Source organism: Marivivens sp. LCG002 (assembly GCF_030264275.1).
Taxonomy (GTDB): Bacteria; Pseudomonadota; Alphaproteobacteria; order Rhodobacterales; family Rhodobacteraceae; genus Marivivens.
Genome location: NZ_CP127165.1, coordinates 826,593 through 848,991 on the forward strand (window position 1 = coordinate 826,593; position 22,399 = coordinate 848,991).

A 22,399-nucleotide genomic window follows, 5' to 3' on the forward strand; every position below is an offset into this window, starting at 1 on the left:
ATGAGGCACCTCTACGAAGCCCAGCGGGCAATGAGAAACATGCGCCAAGCAGCAATGCAGCGCGGTGTTGTGGCTATTCTTGATATCGGCTCTTCCAAGATTGCCTGTCTCGTTCTGCGGTTTGACGGTCCCGAGCGGTTTCGCGAAAGCGAAGGCGTGGGATCGCTTGCGGGTCAGTCCCAGTTTCGGGTCATCGGTGCTGCGACCACCCGTTCGCGCGGCGTCTCCTTTGGCGAGATCGAAGCGGTGCAAGAGGCCGAGCGCACCATCCGCACCGCCGTTCACGCTGCACAAAAGATGGCCAACGTCAAAGTGGACCACGTCATCGCATGTTTCGGCGGCGCGCGTCCGCGTTCTTATGGGCTTGATGGCCGCGTCGAGATCGACGGCCAGATCGTGACGGACAGCGATATCGGTCGCGTTTTGGCAGCCTGCGACATGCCCGATATCGGCGAAGGCCGCGAAGTGCTTCATGCGCAGCCAGTGAATTTCGCTCTCGATCATCGTTCGGGGCTTGTCGATCCGCGGGGGCAGGTGGGCAACGAACTCGCCGCCGATCTGCATCTTTTGACCGTCGAAGGCTCTGCGATCCACAACCTTCTGCACTGTATCAAGCGCTGTGACCTCGAACTCGCGGGGATAGCCTCGTCGGCCTATGTGTCAGGCATCGCTTCGCTCGTCGAAGACGAACAAGAACTTGGCGCAGCCTGCATCGACATGGGCGGCGGCTCGACGGGCCTGTCGATCTTTATGAAGAAACACATGATCTATGCCGACAGCGTCCGCATGGGCGGGGATCACGTGACCAAGGATATTTCGCTCGGGCTGCAAATCCCGATGGCGACCGCTGAGCGGATCAAGACATTCTACGGCGGCGTTGTTGCCACAGGGATGGACGACCGCGAGATGATCGAGATCGGCGGAGATACGGGCGATTGGGAGCGCGACCGCCGCACCGTGAGCCGTGCCGAGTTGATCGGTATCATGCGCCCGCGTGTCGAAGAAATCCTCGAGGAAATCCGCGCGCGTCTTGACGCTGCGGGTTTCGAGCATCTTCCCAGCCAGCAGATCGTTCTGACGGGCGGCGCAAGCCAGATCCCGGGTCTCGATGGGCTTGCCAGCCGCATCCTCGGCCAACTGGTCCGTCTGGGCAGACCGCTCCGTGTTCAGGGGTTGCCGCAGGCGGCCACAGGACCCGCGTTTGCGGCGGGTGTGGGCCTCACGCTCTTTGCGGCGAACCCGCAAGATGAATGGTGGGACTTTGAAATCCCCGCCGAACGCTATCCGTCGCGCTCGCTCAAGCGGGCCGTCAAATGGTTCAAAGACAACTGGTAATACGCAAGATATTGCCGATCACGCTATAAGAAGCGGAAATCCCGTAAAAATCGTCAAGATTTTGCGGGATTTTTATGTTTTTTCCGTGACGTTCGGGCAACATCGCGTTAGAATCAATGTAATATTCGGCGAAAGAGCCCGGCGGGACGGGCCTAAAAATTACAGGCGGTAAGAGTATGGCACTTAACCTCTCCATGCCCGGGCAAGAAGAACTCAAGCCCCGGATTACTGTTTTCGGTGTTGGCGGCGCAGGCGGCAACGCAGTAAACAACATGATTGAAAAAGAGCTCGACGGCGTCGAGTTCGTTGTCGCAAACACCGATGCTCAAGCGCTCCAGCAATCGCGCTCGCAAGCGCGCATCCAGATGGGCATCAAAGTCACCGAAGGTCTTGGCGCGGGTGCGCGTGCGACCGTTGGTGCTGCTGCGGCAGAAGAAAGCATCGAACAGATCGTTGACCATCTTGCGGGGGCACACATGTGCTTTATCACCGCGGGTATGGGTGGCGGCACCGGGACGGGTGCTGCTCCGATCATCGCTCAGGCGGCACGCGAGCTTGGCGTTCTGACGGTCGGTGTTGTCACCAAGCCGTTCCAGTTCGAAGGTGCAAAGCGTATGCGTCAGGCCGAAGAGGGTGTCGAAGCCCTTCAGAAGGTCGTCGACACGCTGATCATCATTCCGAACCAGAACCTGTTCCGTCTTGCCAACGAACGCACGACCTTTACCGAAGCCTTCGCAATGGCTGACGACGTTCTCTATCAGGGCGTCAAGGGCGTGACCGATCTTATGGTCCGTCCGGGCCTCATCAACCTCGACTTTGCCGACGTCCGCGCCGTGATGGACGAAATGGGCAAGGCGATGATGGGTACGGGCGAAGCCGAAGGCGAAAACCGCGCAATCGAAGCTGCGGAAAAAGCCATCGCGAACCCGCTTCTCGACGAAATCAGCCTCGAAGGCGCACGAGGTGTTCTGATCAACATCACCGGCGGTCATGATCTTACGCTGTTCGAGCTTGATGAAGCCGCCAACAAGATCCGTGAAAAAGTTGATCCCGATGCAAACATCATCGTGGGTTCGACCCTTGATACCACGATGGAAGGCCGTATGCGCGTTTCGGTCGTCGCAACCGGTATCGACGCTGTGCAGAAGCGCGAAGAAACGCCGCTTCCGCGCCGCTCTATGGCAGAGCCGCTCACCCAGACTGTCAGCGCAGAAGCCCCGCGCCATGTCGAGCCCGCTCCTGCACCCGTAGCGCAGGCTCCGCGTCAGGCCGCGCCTGCCCAAAAGGAACGCACCCTGTTTGACGACAGCTTTGAAACCGCATCCGAGCAGGCCGAGGACATCTTTGATGACTTCGAAGACCAGCCCGCAGTGGCCGAGGATGATCTTCCGCCGCCCGCATACCAGCCGCGCCCAGAGCCGACCATGCAGGCCGCCGAAAGCTTTGTCGCTCCGCGTGCACCTGCACCTGGAACGCCCTCGCCAGAGGCGATGGCACGTCTCCAGCATGCGGTAGCGCGACAGCCCCAAGCGGCACAGCGTCCGGCGGCTCCTGCACCGCAGGCACAACCGGAGCAGCAAAAGGCCCGCTTTGGAATCAACTCGCTCATCAACCGTATGACGGGTCAGAATGCCGAGGCAGAACAGCGCACCCAGCCGCAAGTTCGCGCCATCCGTAACGAAGACCCCGAGCTTGACCCCGAGCAAGAGCGCATCGAAATCCCTGCGTTCCTGCGTCGTCAGGCCAATTAATTCGGTTTGAAAACAATGCAAAAGGCCGCCTTCGGGCGGTCTTTTTCTTTGTGACGCAAGGTTATTTTCGCTGTGTTACAATAGGAGCGGAATTGTTTCAGGCGGTTGTAATCTGTGAGTTGTTCCCTGAACGGCAAAGCCTTACCTCTCTGGCAACGAAACAGCCGAGGGCGCTCCGTGCAAACGAGCCTACAGTCGCAAGTCACCTTCAAGGGGATCGGTCTCCACTCGGGTATTCCCGTTGCTATGACCGTCCGTCCCGCGCCAGCGGATACGGGCATCGTGTTCCGCCGCATAGATGTTACGGGCGACAACGAGATTGCCGCTCTTTGGTCGAACGTCAGCCAAGAGGCGCTGAACACGCGTATCGTCAATGCAGAAGGCGTGTCCGTTGCGACCATCGAGCATATCATGGCTGCGCTCAGCGGCTGCGGCGTGCATAACGCATTCATCGACATCGACGGACCCGAAGTGCCGATCATGGACGGCAGTTCGGCAGAATTCGTTGCGGCTTTCGTCAAAATCGGCTTGGTGGAACTCGAGGCGCCGCTGCGTGCCATCGAAATTCTGCGCGAGGTAAAGGTCACGCGCGGCGAGGCGGTCGCGGTGCTGCGCCCGTCGAGCGAACTTTACATGTCGTTCTCGATCGAGTTTCCCGATCCTGCCATCGGTGCCCAGACCAAAGCCATGTCGCTTGCGAATGGCGCATTCGTGCGCGAGCTTTGCAACAGCCGCACCTTCTGTCGCAATTCGGATGTTGAAGCGATGCGCAAGGCGGGCCTTGCCCTTGGCGGCTCGCTTGAAAATGCGGTTGTCGTCGACGGCGAAAGCGTTCTGACGCCGGGCGGTTTGCGTCACGGCAACGAAGCGGTGCGGCACAAGATGCTGGACGCTTTGGGGGATCTCTTTACCGCAGGCGCACCGATCATCGGCGCTTATGAAGGGGTACGCGCAGGTCACGCCCTGACCAATGCGCTCTTGCGTGAAGTCTTCTCCGATCCGCGCAATTATCGTCTTGTCACCTGCGCTCCTTGGCAGGTTGCGCGGCTTCCCGGCGCGGGGCTGAGCGCGCTTGATCTCATGGCTGTTGCCTAAAGATTGAACGCCTTGGTGCAACGTATATCCGCCGAGAGAGCAAAAGGCATTTTGCCCCAAATTTTTATGTGCTAGACCTTTTCGGGACAAAGGGCTCGGCTCTTTGAATGACACACCAAGAATGTCGGGGGCGCGGTAATGTCAGGCGGCAAATTTGACGCAAAATCAAAGCTCAAGGCTGGGGCGCTTCTTGCTGCGCTCTTGGTTGTTTCCGCATGCGGCAAGTTCAACAATCGTCCGGATGTTCCTCTCGAAAACTATACGCCCGAAGAAATCTATCAGCGCGGCGAATACGAGCTGGAACGCGGCGACGAAAAAGATGCGGTGTTTTACTTCAGCGAGATCGAGCGGCTTTATCCCTATTCCGAATGGGCCAAGCGCGCCTTGATCATGCAGGCCTATACCTATCACCGTGATCGCGACTACCCCAACAGCCGTGCCGCTGCGCAACGTTTTGTAGATTTCTATCCTGCCGACAAGGATGCCGCTTATGCGCAGTATCTTCTCGCGCTGAGCTATTACGACCAGATCGACGAAGTGGGCCGTGATCAGGGACTCACCTTCCAGGCGCTTCAGGCGCTGCGTGCGGTGATCGAACGTTACCCCGATAGCGAATATGCGCGCTCGGCGATCCTCAAGTTCGACCTTGCCTTCGATCACCTCTCTGCCAAAGAGATGGAAATCGGCCGCTATTATCTCAAGCGCGAGCATTACACCGCTGCGATCAACCGTTTCCGCGTCGTGGTCGAGGAGTTCCAGACCACCTCGCAGACACCCGAAGCGCTCCACCGTCTGGTCGAGGCCTATCTTGCACTCGGTCTCAACGAAGAGGCCCAGACCGCAGGGGCCATTCTCGGCCATAACTTCCCTTCGACCGAGTTTTATCAGGACAGCTACGCGCTTCTCACGGGCAAGGGGCTTGAACCCAAAGCCTTTGACAACAACTGGCTTTCTGCAATCTATCGCCAGACGGTCAAGGGCGAATGGCTCTAAGTCATTAACGAGGCACAGGTATGCTCCGCGGGCTCGATATCCGTGATATGTTGATCATTGATCGGCTGGAACTCGAGTTTCAGCCGGGTCTCAATGTGCTTACAGGCGAGACAGGGGCGGGCAAATCGATCCTTCTCGACTCGCTCGGCTTTGTGCTGGGGTGGCGTGGCCGCGCTGAATTGGTGCGCGCTGGGGCAGAGCAGGGCGAAGTGACGGCTGTCTTCGATCTCCCCGAGGGACACCCCGCCGAAGCGCTTCTTTCCGAATTCGGGATCGAGCACGAAGGCGAACTGATCCTGCGCCGCGTGAACACGACCGACGGGCGCAAGACCGCATGGGTCAATGATCGCCGCGTCTCGGGTGAAGTGCTGCGGCAATTGTCGGACACATTGGTGGAACTTCACGGCCAGCATGACGATCGCGGGCTACTCAATCCGCGTGGACACCGCCAGCTTCTCGATGCTTTTGCCACCAATGACACCTTGATCGCAAAGACGGGCGAGGCGTGGCGCACCCTCTCCAAGGCACGTAAATCCTTGGTAGAGGCCGAAGCCAAAGTCGCCGAGGTGCGCGCTGAAGAGGATTTCCTGCGCCATGCCGTCGGCGAGCTGGACAAGCTTGCGCCCGAACCCGGGGAAGAGGCCAAGCTTGATACCGACCGCCGCCTGATGCAGGCCGCAGAAAAGATCAAACAGGACGTCGCCCAAGCGCTCAATGCCCTGAGCTACGATGGGGCAGAGGGGATGATCGCCTCAGCCAATCGGTGGCTCGAAGGGGTCGTCGACAAGGCCGAAGGGCGGCTTGATGCACCTCTTGCGGCGCTTGAACGCGCGATGGTCGAGCTTTCCGAAGCGCAAAGCGGGGTCGAGGCCTGCCTCGATGCGCTGACCTTTAACCCTGCCGAGCTAGAGGACTGCGAGGAGCGTCTTTTTGCGATCCGTGGTCTTGCCCGCAAGCATGGCGTGTTGCCCGACGACCTTGCCAAATTTGCCGACGACCTGCGCGAGCGTTTGGCGGTGCTTGATGCAGGCGAAGCAGGACTGGGCAAGTTGGAGCAGGCCGTAAAAGAGGCCGAGGCCGCCTATGAGAGTGCCGCCGCTGCTCTCTCGGACGCCCGCCGCGAGGCCGCAGCGCGGCTTGATGCCGCCATGGCCAAAGAGCTTGCGCCGCTCAAGATGGAGCGTGCGGTTTTCGTGACCGAAATCACCCAAGGCGATGCAGGACCCGAGGGGCGCGACGAGGTGAACTTTACCGTTGCCACCAACCCCGGATCACCCGCAGGCCCGCTCAACAAGATCGCGTCTGGGGGCGAGCTGAGCCGTTTCCTTCTGGCGCTCAAGGTGTGCCTCACCCAAGGGGTCAGCGGCATGACGATGATCTTTGACGAAATCGACCGAGGCGTGGGCGGCGCGACCGCCGATGCTGTGGGCCGCCGTTTGGCCGAGATCGCCAAGGGCGGTCAGGTGCTTGTCGTGACCCACTCGCCGCAGGTCGCGGCGCTCGGCGGGCACCATTGGCGCGTGGAAAAGCGTCAGACCGAGGATGCGACCACTTCGACCGTGGTGCCCCTGACGATGACGGACCGGATCGACGAGATTGCCCGCATGCTGTCGGGGGATCGTATTACGGACGAAGCGCGAGCCGCGGCGCGTGCGCTGATGCCGAGCTGATCACGGCACTACTTTTCCGGGGTTCAGGATGCCTTGGGGGTCAAGCGCCGCTTTGATTTCGCCCATCAGGTCCCAAGCTTCGCCATGCTCCGCGCGCATGTAGCCGAGCTTTCCCATACCGATCCCGTGCTCGCCCGTGACGGTGCCGCCGAGCGCCAGCGCCCGTTCGGCCATGCGATGCGCAAGGCCCTTGGCGATCTCGCGTTCTTCGGGGCTGTTTTCGTCCATCAAGAGGATCGCGTGGAAATTCCCGTCCCCGACATGCCCGAGGATCGGGGCGGGAAGGCCGCTTGCCTCGATATCCGCTTGGGTTTCGCTCACCGCGCGGGCGAGTTGGCTGACGGGAACGCAAACGTCCGTGACAATGGCCCGCGAGCCGGGGCGGGAGGCGAGGATCGCCCAATAAGCCTTGTGGCGCATTGACCAGAGCCTGTTGCGGTCCTCGGTCTTGGTGGCCCAATCGAACCCCGTTGCGCCGTGGTCCTTGGCGATCTCTCCGAAGAGTTCGGCCTGCTCTGCTGTCGCGCTCTCCGAGCCGTGGAATTCGATCAGCAAATGGGGTTTGGCGGGAAAATCCGCACCCGAATAGGCATTTACCGCCAAGGCTGTTGCCGCATCCACGAATTCGATCCGCGCCATGGGAATTCCTGTCTGGATCGTTTCGATCACCGCTTCGACGGCCCCCTCAAGGCTTTCAAAGGCGCAGACGGCAGACGAGATGCTCTGTGGTTGCCCCTGAAGCCGAAGGGTCAGTTCGGTGATGACCCCGAGCGTGCCTTCGGAGCCGACGAAGAGACCGGTGAGGTCATATCCTGCCGAGGATTTGCGCGCCCGCGTGCCCGTGCGAATGATCCTGCCATCGGCAAGAACCACTTCAAGCCCGATCACATTGTCCCGCATGGTCCCATAGCGCACCGCCGTGGTGCCGCTGGCCCGTGTTGCGGCCATACCGCCGATCGACGCATTCGCGCCGGGATCGACAGGAAAGAACAGCCCCGTGCTGCGCAGCTCTTCGTTAAGAGCTTCGCGCGTGACGCCCGGTTGGACGCGGGCATCCATATCTTCGGCGTTCACTTCGATCACCCGATCCATGCGGGACAGATCAAGACAGATTCCGCCCTTGATCGCGAGCGCATGGCCTTCGAGTGATGTTCCTGCCCCCCACGGCACGACAGGCGTATTCGATGCCGTGCAGATCCGCAGGATTTCCGCCACTTCTTCTGTCGATACGGGAAAGGCGACCGCGTCGGGCGGGGTAAGGGGAAAATGGCTTTCCGAGCGGCCATGATTGTCGCGTTCTGACTTGGAGACAGACAGACGATCTCCTAGTAAGGTTGCAAGCAAGTGAAGTGTGCTGTCGGACGTCATGGTGTGCCTTTCTCTTTGGCGAAAGACTAGGACAAGACGCAGCAAGGCGAAAGATACGAGCGTATGGTTGAGCAGTGTAAGAATCCGGTCCTGGTTGTTCTGGCGAACTGGAAACAGGAGGCGCTGCTCACGCTTCGGATCATTCGCAAGAAAGGTCCCTCTCAGGCTCAGTTCTGGGTGTTTGCGCTCTTTCTCGGTCTTTTGGGCGGCGGGGCGGCTGTGCTCTTTCGCACGGGGATCGAGAGCCTTCAGGCCTTGGTCTATCAGACCGACAATGTCGCTTGGCTCTATCAAAATGTGGATCGTCTCGCATGGTATTGGATAGTCCTTATTCCGACCTTTGGCGGCCTGTGCGTTGGGCTCATCCTTGATCGGTTTACCCAGGACGGGCGGGTGCATTCGGTGGCCGATGTGATTGAAGGGGCAGCTTTGAACCAAGGCCGCGTCGACGTCAAAGCGGGGGCCGCCTCCGCAGTGGCGAGTTTCATCACTCTTTCGACGGGGGGCTCTTCGGGACGCGAGGGTCCCGTTGTGCACCTTGCTTCAGTGATTTCGAGCGTGGTCTCCAAGTGGATTCGCGCAGATGGCGTCACGGGCCGCGATCTCTTGGGGTGCGCAGTTGCGGCGGCGGTTTCTGCATCGTTCAACGCGCCGATTGCGGGGGCTCTCTTTGCGCTCGAAGTGGTGCTTCGGCATTTTGCCGTCCATGCCTTTGCGCCCATTGCGATCGCATCGGTGACAGGCGCCATCGTGAGCAGGCTTGCGCTTGGCGACAACCCCGAATTCACGATCTCCTCCCTGACCGCTCTGCGCTTTTACGCCGAAATACCCGCCTTCATGATCCTTGGGCTGATCTGCGGCCTTGTGGCCTATGCCCAGATCCGAACGATTTTTTTCGCCGATCATTTCGCAACGCTTGTTCAAAAGGCTTTGCATCTGCCCCGCTTTTTGCGGCCTGCGACGGCGGGGCTGCTTCTTGGGGGAATTGCGCTGGTCTTTCCTCATATCATCGGCGTGGGTTATGGCATCACAGCGGATGCATTGTTCGGACGGCTCGGGTTCTGGACGGCCGTTCTCTTTGTCGGGGTCAAGATCATCGCGGTGGCGATCACGATGGGCGGGCGCATGGGCGGCGGGGTGTTCTCGCCTTCGCTCATGATCGGGGCGCTGACGGGGCTTGCATTTGGTCTCTTTGCAACATCGCTTTTCCCCGAGCAATCGGGGTCGGCCACACTCTATGCGCTTGCAGGGATGGGGGCGGTTGCGGCCTCTGTTCTCGGCGCACCGATTTCCACCACGCTGATCGTCTTCGAACTCACAGGTGACTGGCAGACGGGTCTGGCGGTGATGGTTGCGGTGTCGCTTGCCACGGCGCTCACATCGCGGCTTGTGGACCGTTCGTTCTTTCTGACACAGCTCGAGCGGCGCAATGTGCACCTTGCTGCAGGACCGCAGGCCTATCTCCTTGCGACCTTCAAGGTGGCGGGCATCATGCGCAGCCTGAACACCGATACCGAAGTGGACCAAGAAGCCTGCGCCGAATTGATCGCACAAGGCATCTATGTCGAACCCGATGATACGCTCGACAAAGCCATGCCGCTCTTCGAGCAAAGCGGTTCGAGCATCGTGCCTGTGGTGAGTTTCACCCAAAAAGATAGCCCCCCAACATTGCGGGGGGCTGTGTTCCACGTCGATGCTCTACGTGCCTTCAATCGGGCTTTGGCGGCTGTTGCCGCCGAAGAGCACTCCTAGGTCTCAGACCTGTTCGATTGCGACCTTGGCAGGATAGAAGGACAGATAGCCTTCGATTTCCTTGAGCTCGTCCCGAGCCTCTTCAAAGGACCAGACCGCGTCTGCAATCGGGCCGCTCTTGGCGACGATGTTGTAGTAGGTGGCCGTGCCTTTGTGCGGGTCGGTCGCTGCGGTGTCGGATTTGTCCAAAAAGGCCATGGCGACATCGGTTCGAGGAAAATAGATCGCGGGGGCGAAACCTTCTTCGTTCAGTTCAAGCGCACGTGCGGTCTCACCGATAACTGCGCCACCGGCACGGACGACCCAAGTCCCGTTCGCGGGACGTATCTTTATATGGTCTGCCATCGAGGGCTCCTTTCATTGCGAAGAACGGCCAAAGCTATTGACCGTCAGGGATAGAGGCTCGTTGTGACAATAAAACGTCAAAGTGGGGCGCAAGCGCGCTCAAGCCAGTGCTTGGCCTCACCGTCTACGCGAGGCCCGATAAGCTGCAACGTAGCGGCATGATACCCGTCAATCCAGTCTTTCTCGTCGCTTGAGAGGAGACCTGCGTCTATCAGTCGCCGATCAAGCGGCACATAGGTCAGGGTTTCGAAGTCCAGTTGCTTGCGGTGTGCATCACCGCCGACCAGCGTTTCGGCCTCTTTCACGACGATCAGGTTTTCGATTCGGATACCGAACGCGCCTGCGCGGTAGTATCCTGGCTCGTTCGAAAGGATCATTCCCGCTTCGAGCGGCACGTCGGACAACCTGCTGATCCGCTGGGGTCCTTCGTGGACGCAAAGGTAAGAGCCTACACCGTGACCGGTGCCATGATCGAAATCGAGCCCATCACTCCAAAGCGCAAAGCGGGCAAGGGCGTCGATATGCTGGCCGGCAACCCCGACGGGAAAGCGTGCACGGCTGATGGCGATCATGCCTTGCAGCACGCGCGTATAACAGCGCCGTTCGTCCGCGCCCACAGCCCCGATAGCGATGGTCCGCGTGATATCGGTGGTGCCGTCAAGATATTGCCCGCCCGAATCCACAACGATCAAATCGCCAGTGGACAGAGTGCGGTTTGTGCCTTCGGTCACGCGGTAATGGATCACGGCGCCGTTCGGTCCTGTGCCCGCAATGGTATCAAAGCTGATGTCGCGAAGTGCATTGGTATCACGCCGAAATCCTTCGAGCGTTTTGACGACGTCGATCTCGGTGACGCCGCCCTTGGGCGCTTCTGCATCAAGCCACGCAAGGAACCGCACCATCGCGGCGCCGTCGCGGAGATGCGCCTCGCGCGTTCCCGCGATTTCGACGGGGTTCTTGCAGGCTTTCGGCAATTCGCACAGATCGGGCGCTTTGACCACGACACGACCCGCGCAGGTCAGCGCTGTCAGAACGCGTTCTGGACAGCTTTTGGGATCGATCCGCACAGGACCTTCGAGCGCGGCGACGGCAGAAAGGAAGTCGTCCATCGGTCGAACCGAAACTTTGGGGCCGAGATGCCCCAGAATGTCGTCCGCTTTGCCTCCGGGGGCAAAAAGCTCGGCTGTGCCGTTGCTGTGCAAGAGGGCAAAGCTCTGCGGAACGGGATTCTTTTCAATGTCGTTGCCGCGGATGTTCAGGAGCCAGGCAATCGCATCGGGAAGCGTGATGACAGTGCATGCCTGCCCCTGCTTCGCCAAAACAGCGGACAGCTCTGTGATTTTGTCCTCGTGGCTTTTGCCTGAAAACTCGATCGGATGGGCAAAGAATTTGGCGCTCGGGCGTGCAGGCCGATCCGTCCAGATCGCATCGACAAGGTTCTTGCTCGGTTTGAACTCGATCAGAGGGGCGGCTTCGCGCAGCGCGGCGATTTCCTTGACCGTGTGGAGCCATGGATCAAATCCGATCACCTGACTCGCACATCCTTGGTCCATCAGCCAAGCAGAGAGCGATACCTCGGGCCAATGCACCGGCGTAAAGTCAGGGGCCACCTGATCCAGCACCTGAAGCCGATAGCGGCCGTCGATAAAGACCCCCGCAACCTTGTCCAGCACGGCGCAAAAGCCCGCAGACCCCGTAAAGCCCGTCAGCCAAGCCAGTCGTTCATCGCAGGGCGCGACATATTCGCCTTGGAACGCATCCGCGCGCGGCACCAAAAAGCCATGCAGCCCATTGTCTTTGATCTGTTTCCTCAGCGCAGCAAGACGCGGAGGACCCTGTTCAGGAGAGGTCGGGGCCGTAAAGCTTTGGAACATCAAGAAACCTTTTTCATGCCCAGCACACGCGCGCGCTTGCGCGGATCGGAATCAAAGAGCGAGGCAAGCTGCTCTGTCATCGCGCCTGCGAGTTGGTCTGCATCGGTGATCGTCACGGCACGTTGGTAATACCGCGTCACATCATGGCCGATCCCGATGGCCAAAAGCTCGACCTGCTTGCGCTTTTCGATCATGGCGATCACATCGCGCAGGTGTTTTTCAAGGTAATTGGCGGGGTTGACCGACAGTGTCGAGTCGTCCACGGGCGCACCATCCGAGATCACCATCAGGATCTTGCGCTGTTCGCGGCGTGCCACAAGACGGCGGTGTGCCCATTCGAGCGCTTCACCGTCGATGTTTTCCTTGAGAAGCCCCTCCTTCATCATGAGGCCAAGGTTTGCGCGGGTGCGCCGCATCGGAGCGTCCGCGCCCTTGTAAATGATGTGGCGCAGGTCATTGAGACGGCCCGGTTGCATCGGACGCCCCTCGGCCAGCCATTTTTCGCGGCTGAGCCCGCCTTTCCACGCTTTGGTGGTAAAGCCGAGCACTTCGACCTTGACCGAGCAACGCTCCAGCGTGCGTGCGAGAACGTCCGCACAGATCGCCGCAATCGAGATCGGGCGACCACGCATGGAACCCGAGTTGTCGAGGAGCAGCGTCACAACGGTGTCGCGGAACTCTGTATCCTTTTCCCATTTGAACGACAGCGGGGTCGTGGGGTTCGCGACCACGCGGGCAAGGCGGCCTGCATCGAGGATGCCTTCTTCCTTGTCGAACTCCCAAGAGCGGTTCTGCTGGGCCTGAAGACGGCGCTGAAGCTTGTTGGCAAGTCGCGAAACCGCCCCCTTGAGTGGTTCCAATTGCTGATCGAGATAGGCGCGCAAACGCTCGAGCTCGGCAGCTTCGGCAAGCTCTTCGGCGCCGATTTCTTCGTCGAACTCGGTTTTGTAGACTTCGTAATTCGGGTCGGCGTCCGAGACGGGCGGCGGCGGCGGTGGATCGAGCGGGGCCTCGCCTTCGGGGGCTTCGGCCTCTTCGTCATAGTCCTGATCCGAAAGATCGTCCGCGCTTACCTCGGCTTGGGATTGGTCCTGCTGCTGGTCCTGAGAACGTTCGGGGTCGGCCTCGGCCTGTTCCTGCTGATCTTCGTCCTCGCCTGTGGAATCGGGAGTTTCTTCCTCTTCCTGCTGTTCTTCGGCTTGGTCCTGCTGCTCCTCGTCCTCTTGGTCGGGGTCATCGCCAAGCTGGTCGGCATAACCAAGGTCCGAGATGATCTTGCGGGCGAGTTTGGCGAATGCCTTCTGGTCGTTCAGCACGTCGCCGAGACCTTCGAGCGCTTCGCCGGCCTGATCTTCGATAAAGCCGCGCCAGAGGTTCATCACGTTGTCCGCGCCGGCCGGAAGAGGGCGACCCGTTGCAAGGTGGCGCACCAGATATCCCGCTGCGACCGAAAGAGGGGCCTCGGAGGAGGTGCGGATTTGCGAATAGCCTTTGCGCGCGGCCTCGACACCGATTTTCACGTCGATGTTGCTGGCCGTGCCGGGCATGTGCTGGGCACCGACGGCTTCGACACGTGCGGATTCCATCGCATCGTATAGATCGCGGGCCATCTGGCCTTGGGGCAGATAGCGGTTGGCAATCGCGGCATCGTGGAATTTGTGGCGCAAGGCAAAAGCATCGGCGGTGCCGCGCGCGAGAAGCACTTCGTCGCGGGTCATGCGGCGGCTGATCTGCGGCAGGCGCACGTTATCCTTGGTCTGGCCCGGAGGGTCGACCGAATAGGTCACGGTAAGCTCCGCGTCCTCCGCCATGACCTTGGTCGCTTCGGCGAGGGCCTTTTTGAACGGATCGGCGGGGTTGTCGGTCGGTTTGCTCATGCGGGCCGCTTTCTTGACGTCTTCAAAGGGCAACCTAGTGCAGCATCGGGTCAATGACCAGTGGGCGAAGACGGCCTTTTCATGTCACGAAAGCAGCAAAGCGCGGCATTCGTCTATTTGCTGTGTGGCCCGTGCCATAGACCAGAGCGCTTGGTCGCTGTCGGTCGCGAAATAAGCCGAAGTGAGGAGTTTCGATTGCGCCGCTTTGGCGTCGATCCGCCAGGCAAGAACCTTTGGTCCTTGGCCTTGGGGCATGATGGCGTCGACGAGCTCGATCATCATATCCCGAAGCTGCTGCGTCTCTTCTGATGCAGGGCCATCGGTCAGCCACTGGAACTCCATCAGCGCAGAGAGCCGACCCGTGCAGGAGGCGAAGCGATAGAGCGGATCATCCATCACGCCAGCCGAACTCTGCTTTGGGGCGAGGACGCCTCCAAAGACGCAAAACAGAAGGAACAGAAAAGTTTTCAAACCGCTCATAAGTTGAGCTTTGACGCAAAATTTCCGCCAATCAACTATGCAGTTTGAAAACTATCCCTTCGCAGAGGGTTGAAACGAAAAAGACCCGCCGAAACGGCGGGCCTTTTGAAAACAAGTTGGTGAGAGTGCCTTAAATTGCGACAGATGCTGCGCTTTCAGGCAGTTCTTCGTCAAAGCAGCGCTGATAAAACTCGGCCACGGTCTGGCGCTCGAGCTCGTCACATTTGTTGAGGAAGGTCAGGCGGAACGCATAGCCGACGTTGCGGAAAATCTCGGCGTTCTGGGCCCATGCAATGACGGTGCGCGGCGACATAACGGTCGAAAGATCGCCTGCCATGAACGCAGTGCGGGTCATGTCGGCAACCGTCACCATCTGGTTGATGGTCTTGCGGCCCTTTTCGTTGTTGTAGTGCGGCGCCTTGGACAAAACGATCGCGGCTTCGGCGTCATGGCTGAGATAGTTCAGCGTGGCGACGAGCGACCAGCGGTCCATCTGTGCCTGGTTGATCTGCTGGGTGCCGTGATAGAGACCCGTGGTATCGCCAAGACCGACCGTGTTCGCCGTCGCAAAGAGACGGAAATAGGGGTTCGGCGTGATGATCTCGTTCTGGTCGAGAAGCGTGAGTTTGCCGTCATGCTCCAGAACGCGCTGGATCACGAACATCACGTCCGCGCGGCCCGCGTCGTATTCGTCGAACACGATCGCAACGGGGTTACGGAGCGCCCAAGGCAGGATGCCTTCGTGGAATTCGGTGACCTGAACGCCGTCACGCAGCTTGATCGCATCCTTACCGATGAGATCGATACGGCTGATGTGGCTGTCGAGGTTCACACGCACGGCGGGCCAGTTCAGGCGGGCGGCAACCTGTTCGATGTGGGTCGATTTACCCGTGCCGTGATAGCCCTGAACCATGACGCGGCGATTGTGGCTGAAACCTGCAAGGATCGCGAGCGTCGTGTCGGGATCGAATTTATAGGTCGAGTCGATTTCGGGCACACGCGACGTGCGCTCGGCAAAGCCCTTGACCTTCATATCCGTGTCGATGCCAAAAACCTCGCGGACCGAGATTTCTTCGGTGGGCTTTACGTTCTGATCCGTCATCGTTCGATCAATCCTAGTCTAAATCCAGAGAGGCGGCGCCTCGGGTCGCTGTGCAACATATCTCGAAGAGCGGCGAGTAAAAGGGCAAAGCGCGTCTTTTTGCGGCTTTTATCGTCACATCCGATGGTTTCGGTGACCTTGGAAACAGTGAGTTGCGCAGCAAACTCTGGCGAAACGGGTGAAAATTGGCGATAGAAGTGTATCAGGTCCAAGAGGAACAGGCGTGCGTCAGAACTTTCGCAAGCTCAGATTACCGTCGCGCGGCGAACGCAATATTGCATTCGCCTATGTCCTTTTGGCTGTCTTGGGGGCGCTCATCGCCTTTGTCTCGGTTATTCGATTGCGCAATGTCGGGCCGTTTTTCGACATAGGACTTTACGAAGCGTGGGTCAGTCTGGCGGGCGCCTGTGGCGCTGTGCTCGCGCTCAAGGCGTCTTCGCGCTTTATGGGCCAAGTCGGGGCCAAAGGGTTCGCCTCTGCGCTTTGGGGCGCGCTTTACCTAAGTCTTGTGGGATCGCTGGTTGCGGGCACGCTTGTGCTTCCCGTCTATGGCACGATGTTCGGCCCCTTCACACTTGCCATTACGCTTATCGGCGCGCCTATTCTGGCTGCGGCTTGGGTGTCTGCGGTGATGCTGGCCCACCTCACCTTTGTGGCCTATCGCGAAGAGTTGCGTCACGAAGAGCGTCTCACGCGGCTCCACAGCGCCCGCACTTAGGGGCGCCGTGGCTGTTTTGAATAATCAGTCCGCGAAATGGCGGCTGGCTTTGATCTGATCCCAAGCCCAGACGACCTCGGTCAACTGATCCTCGTGCGAGCGATCCCCGCCGTTCATGTCGGGGTGGAGCACTTTGATCAGCGACTTATAGACCTTGCGGATCTCGGCCTTGCTCATGGTGTCCTTGGCATCGAGAATCTCGATGGCTTTGCGCTCGGTCGGAGGAAGACGGCGCGTGCCGCCATTGGCCTTGCCGGGATTGCGCGTGGCGTTTTCACCCAGCACTTGATGCGGGTCATCCACGCCCAGACGGGCCCAGGCCCGCTGCTCCTCGGACTTCTTGCCGAAAGGCTTGGTCTCGCGTTCCCAGACGCGGTCCTTGCTGAACTGGGCTTCAAGCTCGGCCTCGGTGGCGTTCTCGAAGAAGTTCCATTTGTTGTTGTACTCGCGTACGTGGTCTTTGCAGAACCACAGATAATCGTCGAGCACATCAGGGCTCTTGGGTGCGCGGTATTGACCCGATTCCTCGCATCCCGGATGCTCGCACACGCGGGTAGAGGTATCGAACGCACCAGACATCCCGCGGCGGCCCCGTGGGTTTTTCTTTTTAGAGGCCGACACCGAAATGTCGAAACCGAAAGGGTCAGTCTTGGACATATGCAGCCTTATCTTTTCGACTCGGAGCAGCGAGTTTAAACCAAGCGTCAGAAGTTTGAAGGGGCAGAGGAGAAAATAATGGGTCTTGCCAAAGAAATTGAATCACGTCTGATCGCAGCATTTTCGCCTGAACACCTTGAAGTCATTGATGAAAGTGAAGGTCACCGTGGTCACGCAGGATATCAGGACGGCGGCGAAAGCCACTGGCGCGTGATCATCACGGGCGATGGTTTTGACGGAATGAGCCGGATTGCACGGCACCGCGCGATCCATTCCGCGATCGGAAAAGACATTATCGAGCGGATTCACGCCCTGGCGATCGATATCCGCTAGGCTTTGGATTCGCCGGCATCGGGCGCTTCGGCCTCGTTTTCGGGCGCGTCGTCTTCGGGCACATCGACCTGTGGAGCGGGGGGAGCGATCACCACGGCGGGGGGCATTTCGGTGTCCTCTGCAATCTCGCGGACAAAGACCAGAAGATGCTGGAACGTGGTCGACTTGCCCGTCAGACCGCTGCGCGCCTCGATGGGAAGTGTATCGGAACGGAGGTAATACCAGCCCTGCGCACCCATTTCGTTCATGATCTCTTCGACCGAGACGGCAAGCTTGGCATCCGCAGTTTTGGCATCTTTGGTCTTGGTGCCTTTTCGGGGGGCGGGAACCACTTTGTATTCGTAGCGCGTCATCTCGTATCTCCGGTTGAAACGTGGCTGACCCTAGCATCGCTATGGCCTGTGTCCAGCCGAAGCGTTCGGGGCAAATGAAAAGCGCGCCGCGAATGATCGGGCGCGCTTTCCGAAAACGGTCGGGCTCTTAGTTGAAGGTCGAAAGATAAGCCCAAAGGTTTGCGGCATCTTCTTCCGAGCGGACCTTGAAGCTCATTTTCGAGCGGGCTTTCTTGTCGCCGGTGGTCTCGCGGAGCCAATTGGTCGGGTCCTGAACATAGGGCACAAAGGCCTCTTCGGTCCAAACGGTCCCTGCAGCCCCTGCGGCTACGATGGCGTCACCATAGTTGAAACCCTCGACCGAGCCGACGGTCTTGCCCGAGAGCCCGAAAAGGTTGGGGCCCGTTTTGCCGCGACCTGCAATTACGTTGTCGCCGTCCGCGATCATGTGGCAGCTGACGCACTGGCGATCAAATGCCTCGGCGCCTGCTGCTGCATCGCCTTCTGCGAATGCGGGGGCTGCCAGAACTGCGAGAACGGCGGAAACTTTCAAAGTCTTCATCAAAGGACTCCTTTGGTTGTGGTGCATCATCCGCACCTTGGGCGCAAAATAGATCAGACGCGCGCAACCTTAAACCCCCCGTGCTAATCCGTCGCGGCGACTTTGGTCGTGTGTCTTTTGGGCTGGAAAAAGACGGCGAACCTTGTATTGGGCTGCGCATGATTTCGAACGACGACACATTGATCCCTGTTTGGCGCGACGGAGCGCTCGTGCCGTTCCGCAAGCTCGAGGCGCACCGCTTGGGCCTGCGCCACAAGGCCGTCAGCGTGTTTTTGCTCTCCTCTCGGGGCGTTCTATTGCAACAACGCGCTTCGGGGAAATACCACACCCCCGATCTTTGGGCCAATGCCTGTTGCACCCATCCGCACTGGGACGAAGCGCCCGAAGCCTGTGCCCATCGCCGTCTTGCCGAGGAGCTGGGGATCGAAGACGTCGGTCTCGAATGGCGTGAACAAGTGGAATACCGCGCAGACGTGGGCGGCGGTCTGACCGAGCACGAAGTCGTCGATATTTTTGTGGGGCATGTCGATGACACTGCGCCGCTTGCCCTGAACAAAGACGAAGTTCAGGCGACGCGCTGGGTCTCTCGCGAGGGTTTGGCAGAGGAAATCGCCGCCGCGCCGCAGCTCTTTACCCCGTGGCTCAAGATTTATCTTGCCGATCACGAGCGCGCGATTTTCGGCTAGCGCGACACTTTACGCATTTTGAAATCGGAATGTTTCATGTAATGAACCTGAAAAAGGAGTTCATTATGACCAGATCGTTCAAAATCGCCGCTGCCGTTGTTGCCCTTGGTCTAGCGGGCGGTGCCTATTTTCTGGGCCAAGAGCACGCCTTTGCCCAGATGACGCATGGCTCCGGCATGGATCATTCGGCAATGCACGCGCAAATGCATGGTGAGGGCGGCTCCGTCGATCACAGCGCTATGGGGATGCCCGGTTTGCGCGGTATGGATGCCACCGATCAGGAAAGCACCGAGCTTGCGATCATGTTCGACGGGTTCAAAACGATGACGCGCACGGTCGAGAACCTTGAAAACGGTATCCGCACGGTGACCGCCTCGAGCGATCCCGAGGTGATGGACGCTTTGGTCAGCCACGTAACAGGCATGATCGCCCGCGTCGAAGAGGGCCGTGATCCCAAGATCATGGTCCAAAGCCCGACGCTCGATATTTTCTTTATGCGGGGCGAAAACCTTGTGAACGAGATCGAGATCACCGACCAAGGCATCGTCGTGACCCAGACCACCGATGACCCCGAATTGGTCGCTGCTCTGCACAAACACGCGGGTGAGGTCACGCGCATGGCAGAAGGCGGCATGGACGCGCTCCATCAGATGATGGCAGAGCGCTGATCAAATCGCGGATTACGTTCCCTGTTTCGGCGCATCCGAAACGGGGAAAACAGCATCATAGATCCAATTGAACGAGAACGCGTAGACGAGATAGAAAACCGTAAGCGCGAGATCCATCATAAGCGCGGTCCAAAGTCCGACGCCAAGGTAAAACGCGATAAACGGCGTGAGCACGAAGAGAAGTCCCAGCTCGAACAAAATCGCGTGGAAAATACGGATCGGGATGGTTTTGCGGACCGTGCCCCGAAAACGCAGCATCGCGTGATCGAACACCCAGTTATAGGCATAGTTGAACACCATCGCGATGGTGGCGCTTCCGACGGTGATCACGCCCATGTCAGTCATGTTCTGTTTGAAAAGCAACGCGCTGACAGGGGTCGCGATCATGATCGCTATGATTTCAAAGGATATCGCATGACGAATCCTGTCGGTCGTGTTGCGCATGGTTCCAAAAGCCTCAAACAAAAACGGCGGCCAAAAGGCCGCCGCTTTCATTACTCAAAATTTGATCAAATACCAAGCTTTTTCAGCACCAGCTCGTTGACTGCTGCAGGGTTGGCTTTGCCGCCTGTGGACTTCATCACCTGACCGACGAACCAGCCCGCAAGTTTGGGGTTCGCTTTGGCCTTTTCGACCTGAGCGGGGTTGGCGGCGATCACTTCGTCGACTGCGGCTTCGATAGCGCCGGTGTCGGTCACCTGCTTCATGCCGCGCTCTTCGACGATCGCTTCGGGGTCACCACCTTCGGTATAAACGATCTCGAAAAGGTCCTTGGCGATTTTGCCCGAAATGTCGCCCTTGGTGATCAGGCCGACGATCTTGCCGAGTTGCTCGGGCGAAACGGGGCTGTCCTCGATGCTCTTGTCGTCCTTTTTCAGACGGCCGAAGAGTTCGTTGATGACCCAGTTCGCAGACAACTTGCCGTCACGGCCTTCGGCGACCTTTTCGAAGTATTCGGCATTGGCGACTTCGGCGGTCAACACCGAGGCGTCATAATCCGAAAGCCCCATGTCGCTCATGAAACGGGCTTTTTTCGCATCGGGAAGTTCAGGAAGCGACGCCGCGATGTCATCCACCCACGCCTGCTCGATCTCGAGCGGGAGAAGGTCGGGATCGGGGAAATAGCGGTAGTCATGTGCTTCTTCTTTGGAGCGCATCGAACGGGTTTCGTTCTTGTCGGGATCATAAAGGCGGGTTTCCTGAACAACCGTCTTACCATCCTCGATCAGGGCGATCTGGCGGCGCGCCTCGTATTCGATGGCCATCTGGATAAAGCGCATCGAGTTCATGTTCTTGATCTCGCAGCGCGTGCCGAGGTGCGAGAAGTCGCCAGTTTCCATGAACTTCTCATAGGCACCGGGCTTACAGACCGAAACGTTCACGTCGGCGCGCAGGTTGCCGTTCTGCATGTTGCCGTCGCAGGTGCCGAGGTAGCGCATGATCTGGCGCAGCTTGCCGACATAGGCGGCGGCCTCTTCGGGGCCGCGAATATCGGGCCGCGACACGATTTCCATCAGCGCAACGCCGGTGCGGTTGAGGTCGACAAACGACATAGAGGGGTCCATGTCGTGGATCGATTTGCCGGCGTCCTGCTCAAGGTGGATGCGCTCGATGCGCACGCGGCGCGCGGTGCCGTTGCCGAGTTCGACCAAAACTTCACCTTCCCCGACGATGGGGTGGTAAAGCTGCGAGATTTGATAGCCCTGCGGCAAATCGGGGTAGAAGTAATTCTTGCGGTCGAAGGCGGACCAAAGATTGATCTCGGCCTTGAGGCCAAGCCCCGTGCGCACCGCTTGGGCGACACAGCCTTCGTTGATGACGGGAAGCATTCCGGGCATGCCGGCATCCACAAAGGCCACATTCGAGTTGGGCTCTGCGCCGAATTGCGTCGAGGCGCCCGAAAAGAGTTTGGCTTTGGTTGCGACCTGAGCATGCACCTCAAGGCCGATCACGAGTTCCCAGTCGGAAGTCGCCCCCGCAATCACTTTGGGTTTCGGGGCTTCGTAGGTCAGGTCGAGCATCTTTTCCCAGTCCTTTGGCTTTGACAGAGGTTCTCTAGGCCCATCGGGCTTTGGGTTCAAGTCATCTCACATGAGCGAAGAGCCGCCAATTCCCGTAATTCGCCACAAGATTGACTGGACTCAACGCAGGAGTGCAGGGCACATCTTCCGCCGACGACAACAACTCGGCTTGTGGACATGGTATCATTGATGCGCGCTGCTCTTTGTGCGGCGATCGGTCTGAGTGCGGCGGCCTGCGTAAAGACGCCCGAAATCGAACAACCTTCCGCGCTGCCTGCGATGGCTTGGGATCATCGACCCGAGGCGGAAGTTTGGACCGAAAGCGCGCTTGCCGCTCTCAAAAATCATGGTGCGCCACTCCTCAGCGAATATCCCGAGGACATTCAGGAATGGTGTCCTGGGTATTTCACCGCAGATGAAAACGGCCGAGCGGCCTTTTGGGCAGGTCTCTTTTCTGCATTGGCCAAGCACGAAAGCACTTGGAACCCCGAAGCTTCGGGTGGGGGCGGTGCGTGGATCGGGCTGACCCAGATCAGCCCCCGCACGGCCAAGGGCTATGACTGCAACGCGCAAACCGTCGATGCGCTCAAGGATGGGGCCGCCAATCTCTCCTGCGCGATCAGGATCGCCGCCGTGACGGTCCCGCGCGACGGCAAGGTCGCCTCCGGTCGCGAGGGGCTTGCTGCCGATTGGGCGCCGTTTGTGAATTCGAAGAAACGCGCCGAGATGGTTTCGTGGACGCGCGAGCAATCCTATTGCAAAGGGTGAAAACAGGCATCC

22 protein-coding genes are annotated in these 22,399 nt (G+C 59.2%); 11 read left to right on the forward strand and 11 right to left on the reverse strand.

The genetic code is table 11. The features are described from left to right. The 5 genes from ftsA to recN all read left to right on the forward strand — a co-directional run bounded on the left by ftsA (position 1) and on the right by recN (position 6,844). Entirely contained in the window at positions 1 to 1,335 is a 1,335-nt protein-coding gene (ftsA, locus tag QQG91_RS04215; RefSeq protein ID WP_285771730.1) for a cell division protein FtsA, read from the forward strand. A 176-nt stretch (positions 1,336 to 1,511) separates the two neighbouring features. Beyond that, the gene (ftsZ, locus tag QQG91_RS04220) at positions 1,512 to 3,086 is read left to right on the forward strand and encodes a cell division protein FtsZ (RefSeq protein WP_285771731.1); all 1,575 of its coding nucleotides are present in this window, start codon (positions 1,512 to 1,514) and stop codon (positions 3,084 to 3,086) included. Positions 3,087 to 3,263: 177 nt separating this feature from the next. Further along, a complete protein-coding gene (gene lpxC, locus QQG91_RS04225) occupies positions 3,264 to 4,181 on the forward strand; it encodes a UDP-3-O-acyl-N-acetylglucosamine deacetylase (protein WP_285771732.1) in 918 nt (305 codons plus the stop codon). A 138-nt stretch (positions 4,182 to 4,319) separates the two neighbouring features. After that, positions 4,320 to 5,174: an outer membrane protein assembly factor BamD gene (locus QQG91_RS04230; RefSeq protein WP_285771733.1), complete on the forward strand. Its 855-nt coding sequence runs from the start codon at positions 4,320 to 4,322 to the stop codon at positions 5,172 to 5,174. A gap of 20 nt (positions 5,175 to 5,194) precedes the next feature. Further along, complete coding sequence (gene recN, locus QQG91_RS04235) at positions 5,195 to 6,844, forward strand: DNA repair protein RecN (protein ID WP_285771734.1); 1,650 nt, start codon at positions 5,195 to 5,197, stop codon at positions 6,842 to 6,844. Here recN and QQG91_RS04240 read toward each other — a convergent pair whose 3' ends face one another. Continuing rightward, positions 6,845 to 8,212 (reverse strand): FAD-binding oxidoreductase, encoded by a 1,368-nt coding sequence (locus tag QQG91_RS04240; protein WP_285771735.1) that lies wholly within the window; start codon positions 8,210 to 8,212, stop codon positions 6,845 to 6,847. Between the two features lie 63 nt (positions 8,213 to 8,275). On the opposite strand from QQG91_RS04240, the gene QQG91_RS04245 reads away from it, so the two are divergent. Then, complete coding sequence (locus QQG91_RS04245; RefSeq protein ID WP_285771736.1) at positions 8,276 to 9,964, forward strand: chloride channel protein; 1,689 nt, start codon at positions 8,276 to 8,278, stop codon at positions 9,962 to 9,964. A gap of 3 nt (positions 9,965 to 9,967) precedes the next feature. On the opposite strand, the gene QQG91_RS04250 is transcribed toward QQG91_RS04245, so the two are convergent. From QQG91_RS04250 to cobS, 5 genes are all read right to left on the reverse strand, one after another. Further along, positions 9,968 to 10,309 carry a DUF427 domain-containing protein gene (locus tag QQG91_RS04250; RefSeq protein ID WP_285771737.1) on the reverse strand — a complete coding sequence of 114 codons (342 nt, stop codon included), beginning with the start codon at positions 10,307 to 10,309 and terminating at the stop codon, positions 9,968 to 9,970. Between the two features lie 77 nt (positions 10,310 to 10,386). Further along, positions 10,387 to 12,183, reverse strand: coding sequence for an aminopeptidase P family protein (locus tag QQG91_RS04255; RefSeq protein WP_285771738.1), 1,797 nt, complete (start codon positions 12,181 to 12,183; stop codon positions 10,387 to 10,389). Further along, complete coding sequence (gene cobT, locus QQG91_RS04260) at positions 12,183 to 14,060, reverse strand: cobaltochelatase subunit CobT (RefSeq protein ID WP_285771739.1); 1,878 nt, start codon at positions 14,058 to 14,060, stop codon at positions 12,183 to 12,185. Before cobT ends, QQG91_RS04255 begins: the two co-directional genes overlap by 1 nt. A gap of 84 nt (positions 14,061 to 14,144) precedes the next feature. After that, positions 14,145 to 14,540, reverse strand: coding sequence for a hypothetical protein (locus QQG91_RS04265; protein ID WP_285771740.1), 396 nt, complete (start codon positions 14,538 to 14,540; stop codon positions 14,145 to 14,147). A 130-nt stretch (positions 14,541 to 14,670) separates the two neighbouring features. Further along, positions 14,671 to 15,642 (reverse strand): cobaltochelatase subunit CobS, encoded by a 972-nt coding sequence (gene cobS, locus QQG91_RS04270; RefSeq protein WP_285771741.1) that lies wholly within the window; start codon positions 15,640 to 15,642, stop codon positions 14,671 to 14,673. A 223-nt stretch (positions 15,643 to 15,865) separates the two neighbouring features. On the opposite strand from cobS, the gene QQG91_RS04275 reads away from it, so the two are divergent. After that, the gene (locus QQG91_RS04275; protein WP_285771742.1) at positions 15,866 to 16,360 is read left to right on the forward strand and encodes a hypothetical protein; all 495 of its coding nucleotides are present in this window, start codon (positions 15,866 to 15,868) and stop codon (positions 16,358 to 16,360) included. 24 nt (positions 16,361 to 16,384) lie between these two features. Here the strand turns inward: QQG91_RS04275 and QQG91_RS04280 are convergent, their stop codons facing one another. Then, positions 16,385 to 17,017: a J domain-containing protein gene (locus tag QQG91_RS04280; RefSeq protein ID WP_285771743.1), complete on the reverse strand. Its 633-nt coding sequence runs from the start codon at positions 17,015 to 17,017 to the stop codon at positions 16,385 to 16,387. A 78-nt stretch (positions 17,018 to 17,095) separates the two neighbouring features. Between QQG91_RS04280 and QQG91_RS04285 the strand changes: the two genes are divergently transcribed. Beyond that, positions 17,096 to 17,350: a BolA family protein gene (locus QQG91_RS04285; protein WP_285771744.1), complete on the forward strand. Its 255-nt coding sequence runs from the start codon at positions 17,096 to 17,098 to the stop codon at positions 17,348 to 17,350. On the opposite strand, the gene QQG91_RS04290 is transcribed toward QQG91_RS04285, so the two are convergent. Next, positions 17,347 to 17,703 (reverse strand): DUF4177 domain-containing protein, encoded by a 357-nt coding sequence (locus QQG91_RS04290; RefSeq protein WP_285771745.1) that lies wholly within the window; start codon positions 17,701 to 17,703, stop codon positions 17,347 to 17,349. The genes QQG91_RS04285 and QQG91_RS04290 overlap by 4 nt on opposite strands. A 127-nt stretch (positions 17,704 to 17,830) precedes the next feature. Further along, positions 17,831 to 18,244, reverse strand: coding sequence for a c-type cytochrome (locus tag QQG91_RS04295; RefSeq protein ID WP_285771746.1), 414 nt, complete (start codon positions 18,242 to 18,244; stop codon positions 17,831 to 17,833). 158 nt (positions 18,245 to 18,402) lie between these two features. On the opposite strand from QQG91_RS04295, the gene idi reads away from it, so the two are divergent. Both idi and QQG91_RS04305 read left to right on the forward strand, forming a co-directional pair. Next, positions 18,403 to 18,930, forward strand: a complete 528-nt coding sequence (gene idi, locus QQG91_RS04300) for an isopentenyl-diphosphate delta-isomerase (protein WP_285771747.1) — start codon at positions 18,403 to 18,405, stop codon at positions 18,928 to 18,930. A 65-nt stretch (positions 18,931 to 18,995) separates the two neighbouring features. Then, a complete protein-coding gene (locus tag QQG91_RS04305; protein ID WP_285771748.1) occupies positions 18,996 to 19,598 on the forward strand; it encodes a hypothetical protein in 603 nt (200 codons plus the stop codon). Positions 19,599 to 19,610: 12 nt separating this feature from the next. On the opposite strand, the gene QQG91_RS04310 is transcribed toward QQG91_RS04305, so the two are convergent. Further along, complete coding sequence (locus QQG91_RS04310; protein ID WP_352232117.1) at positions 19,611 to 20,093, reverse strand: PACE efflux transporter; 483 nt, start codon at positions 20,091 to 20,093, stop codon at positions 19,611 to 19,613. 14 nt (positions 20,094 to 20,107) lie between these two features. After that, positions 20,108 to 21,619, reverse strand: a complete 1,512-nt coding sequence (gene gatB, locus QQG91_RS04315; protein WP_285771750.1) for an Asp-tRNA(Asn)/Glu-tRNA(Gln) amidotransferase subunit GatB — start codon at positions 21,617 to 21,619, stop codon at positions 20,108 to 20,110. A 189-nt stretch (positions 21,620 to 21,808) separates the two neighbouring features. On the opposite strand from gatB, the gene QQG91_RS04320 reads away from it, so the two are divergent. After that, positions 21,809 to 22,387 (forward strand): transglycosylase SLT domain-containing protein, encoded by a 579-nt coding sequence (locus QQG91_RS04320; RefSeq protein ID WP_285771751.1) that lies wholly within the window; start codon positions 21,809 to 21,811, stop codon positions 22,385 to 22,387. The last annotated feature ends 12 nt before the right edge of the window (positions 22,388 to 22,399 follow it).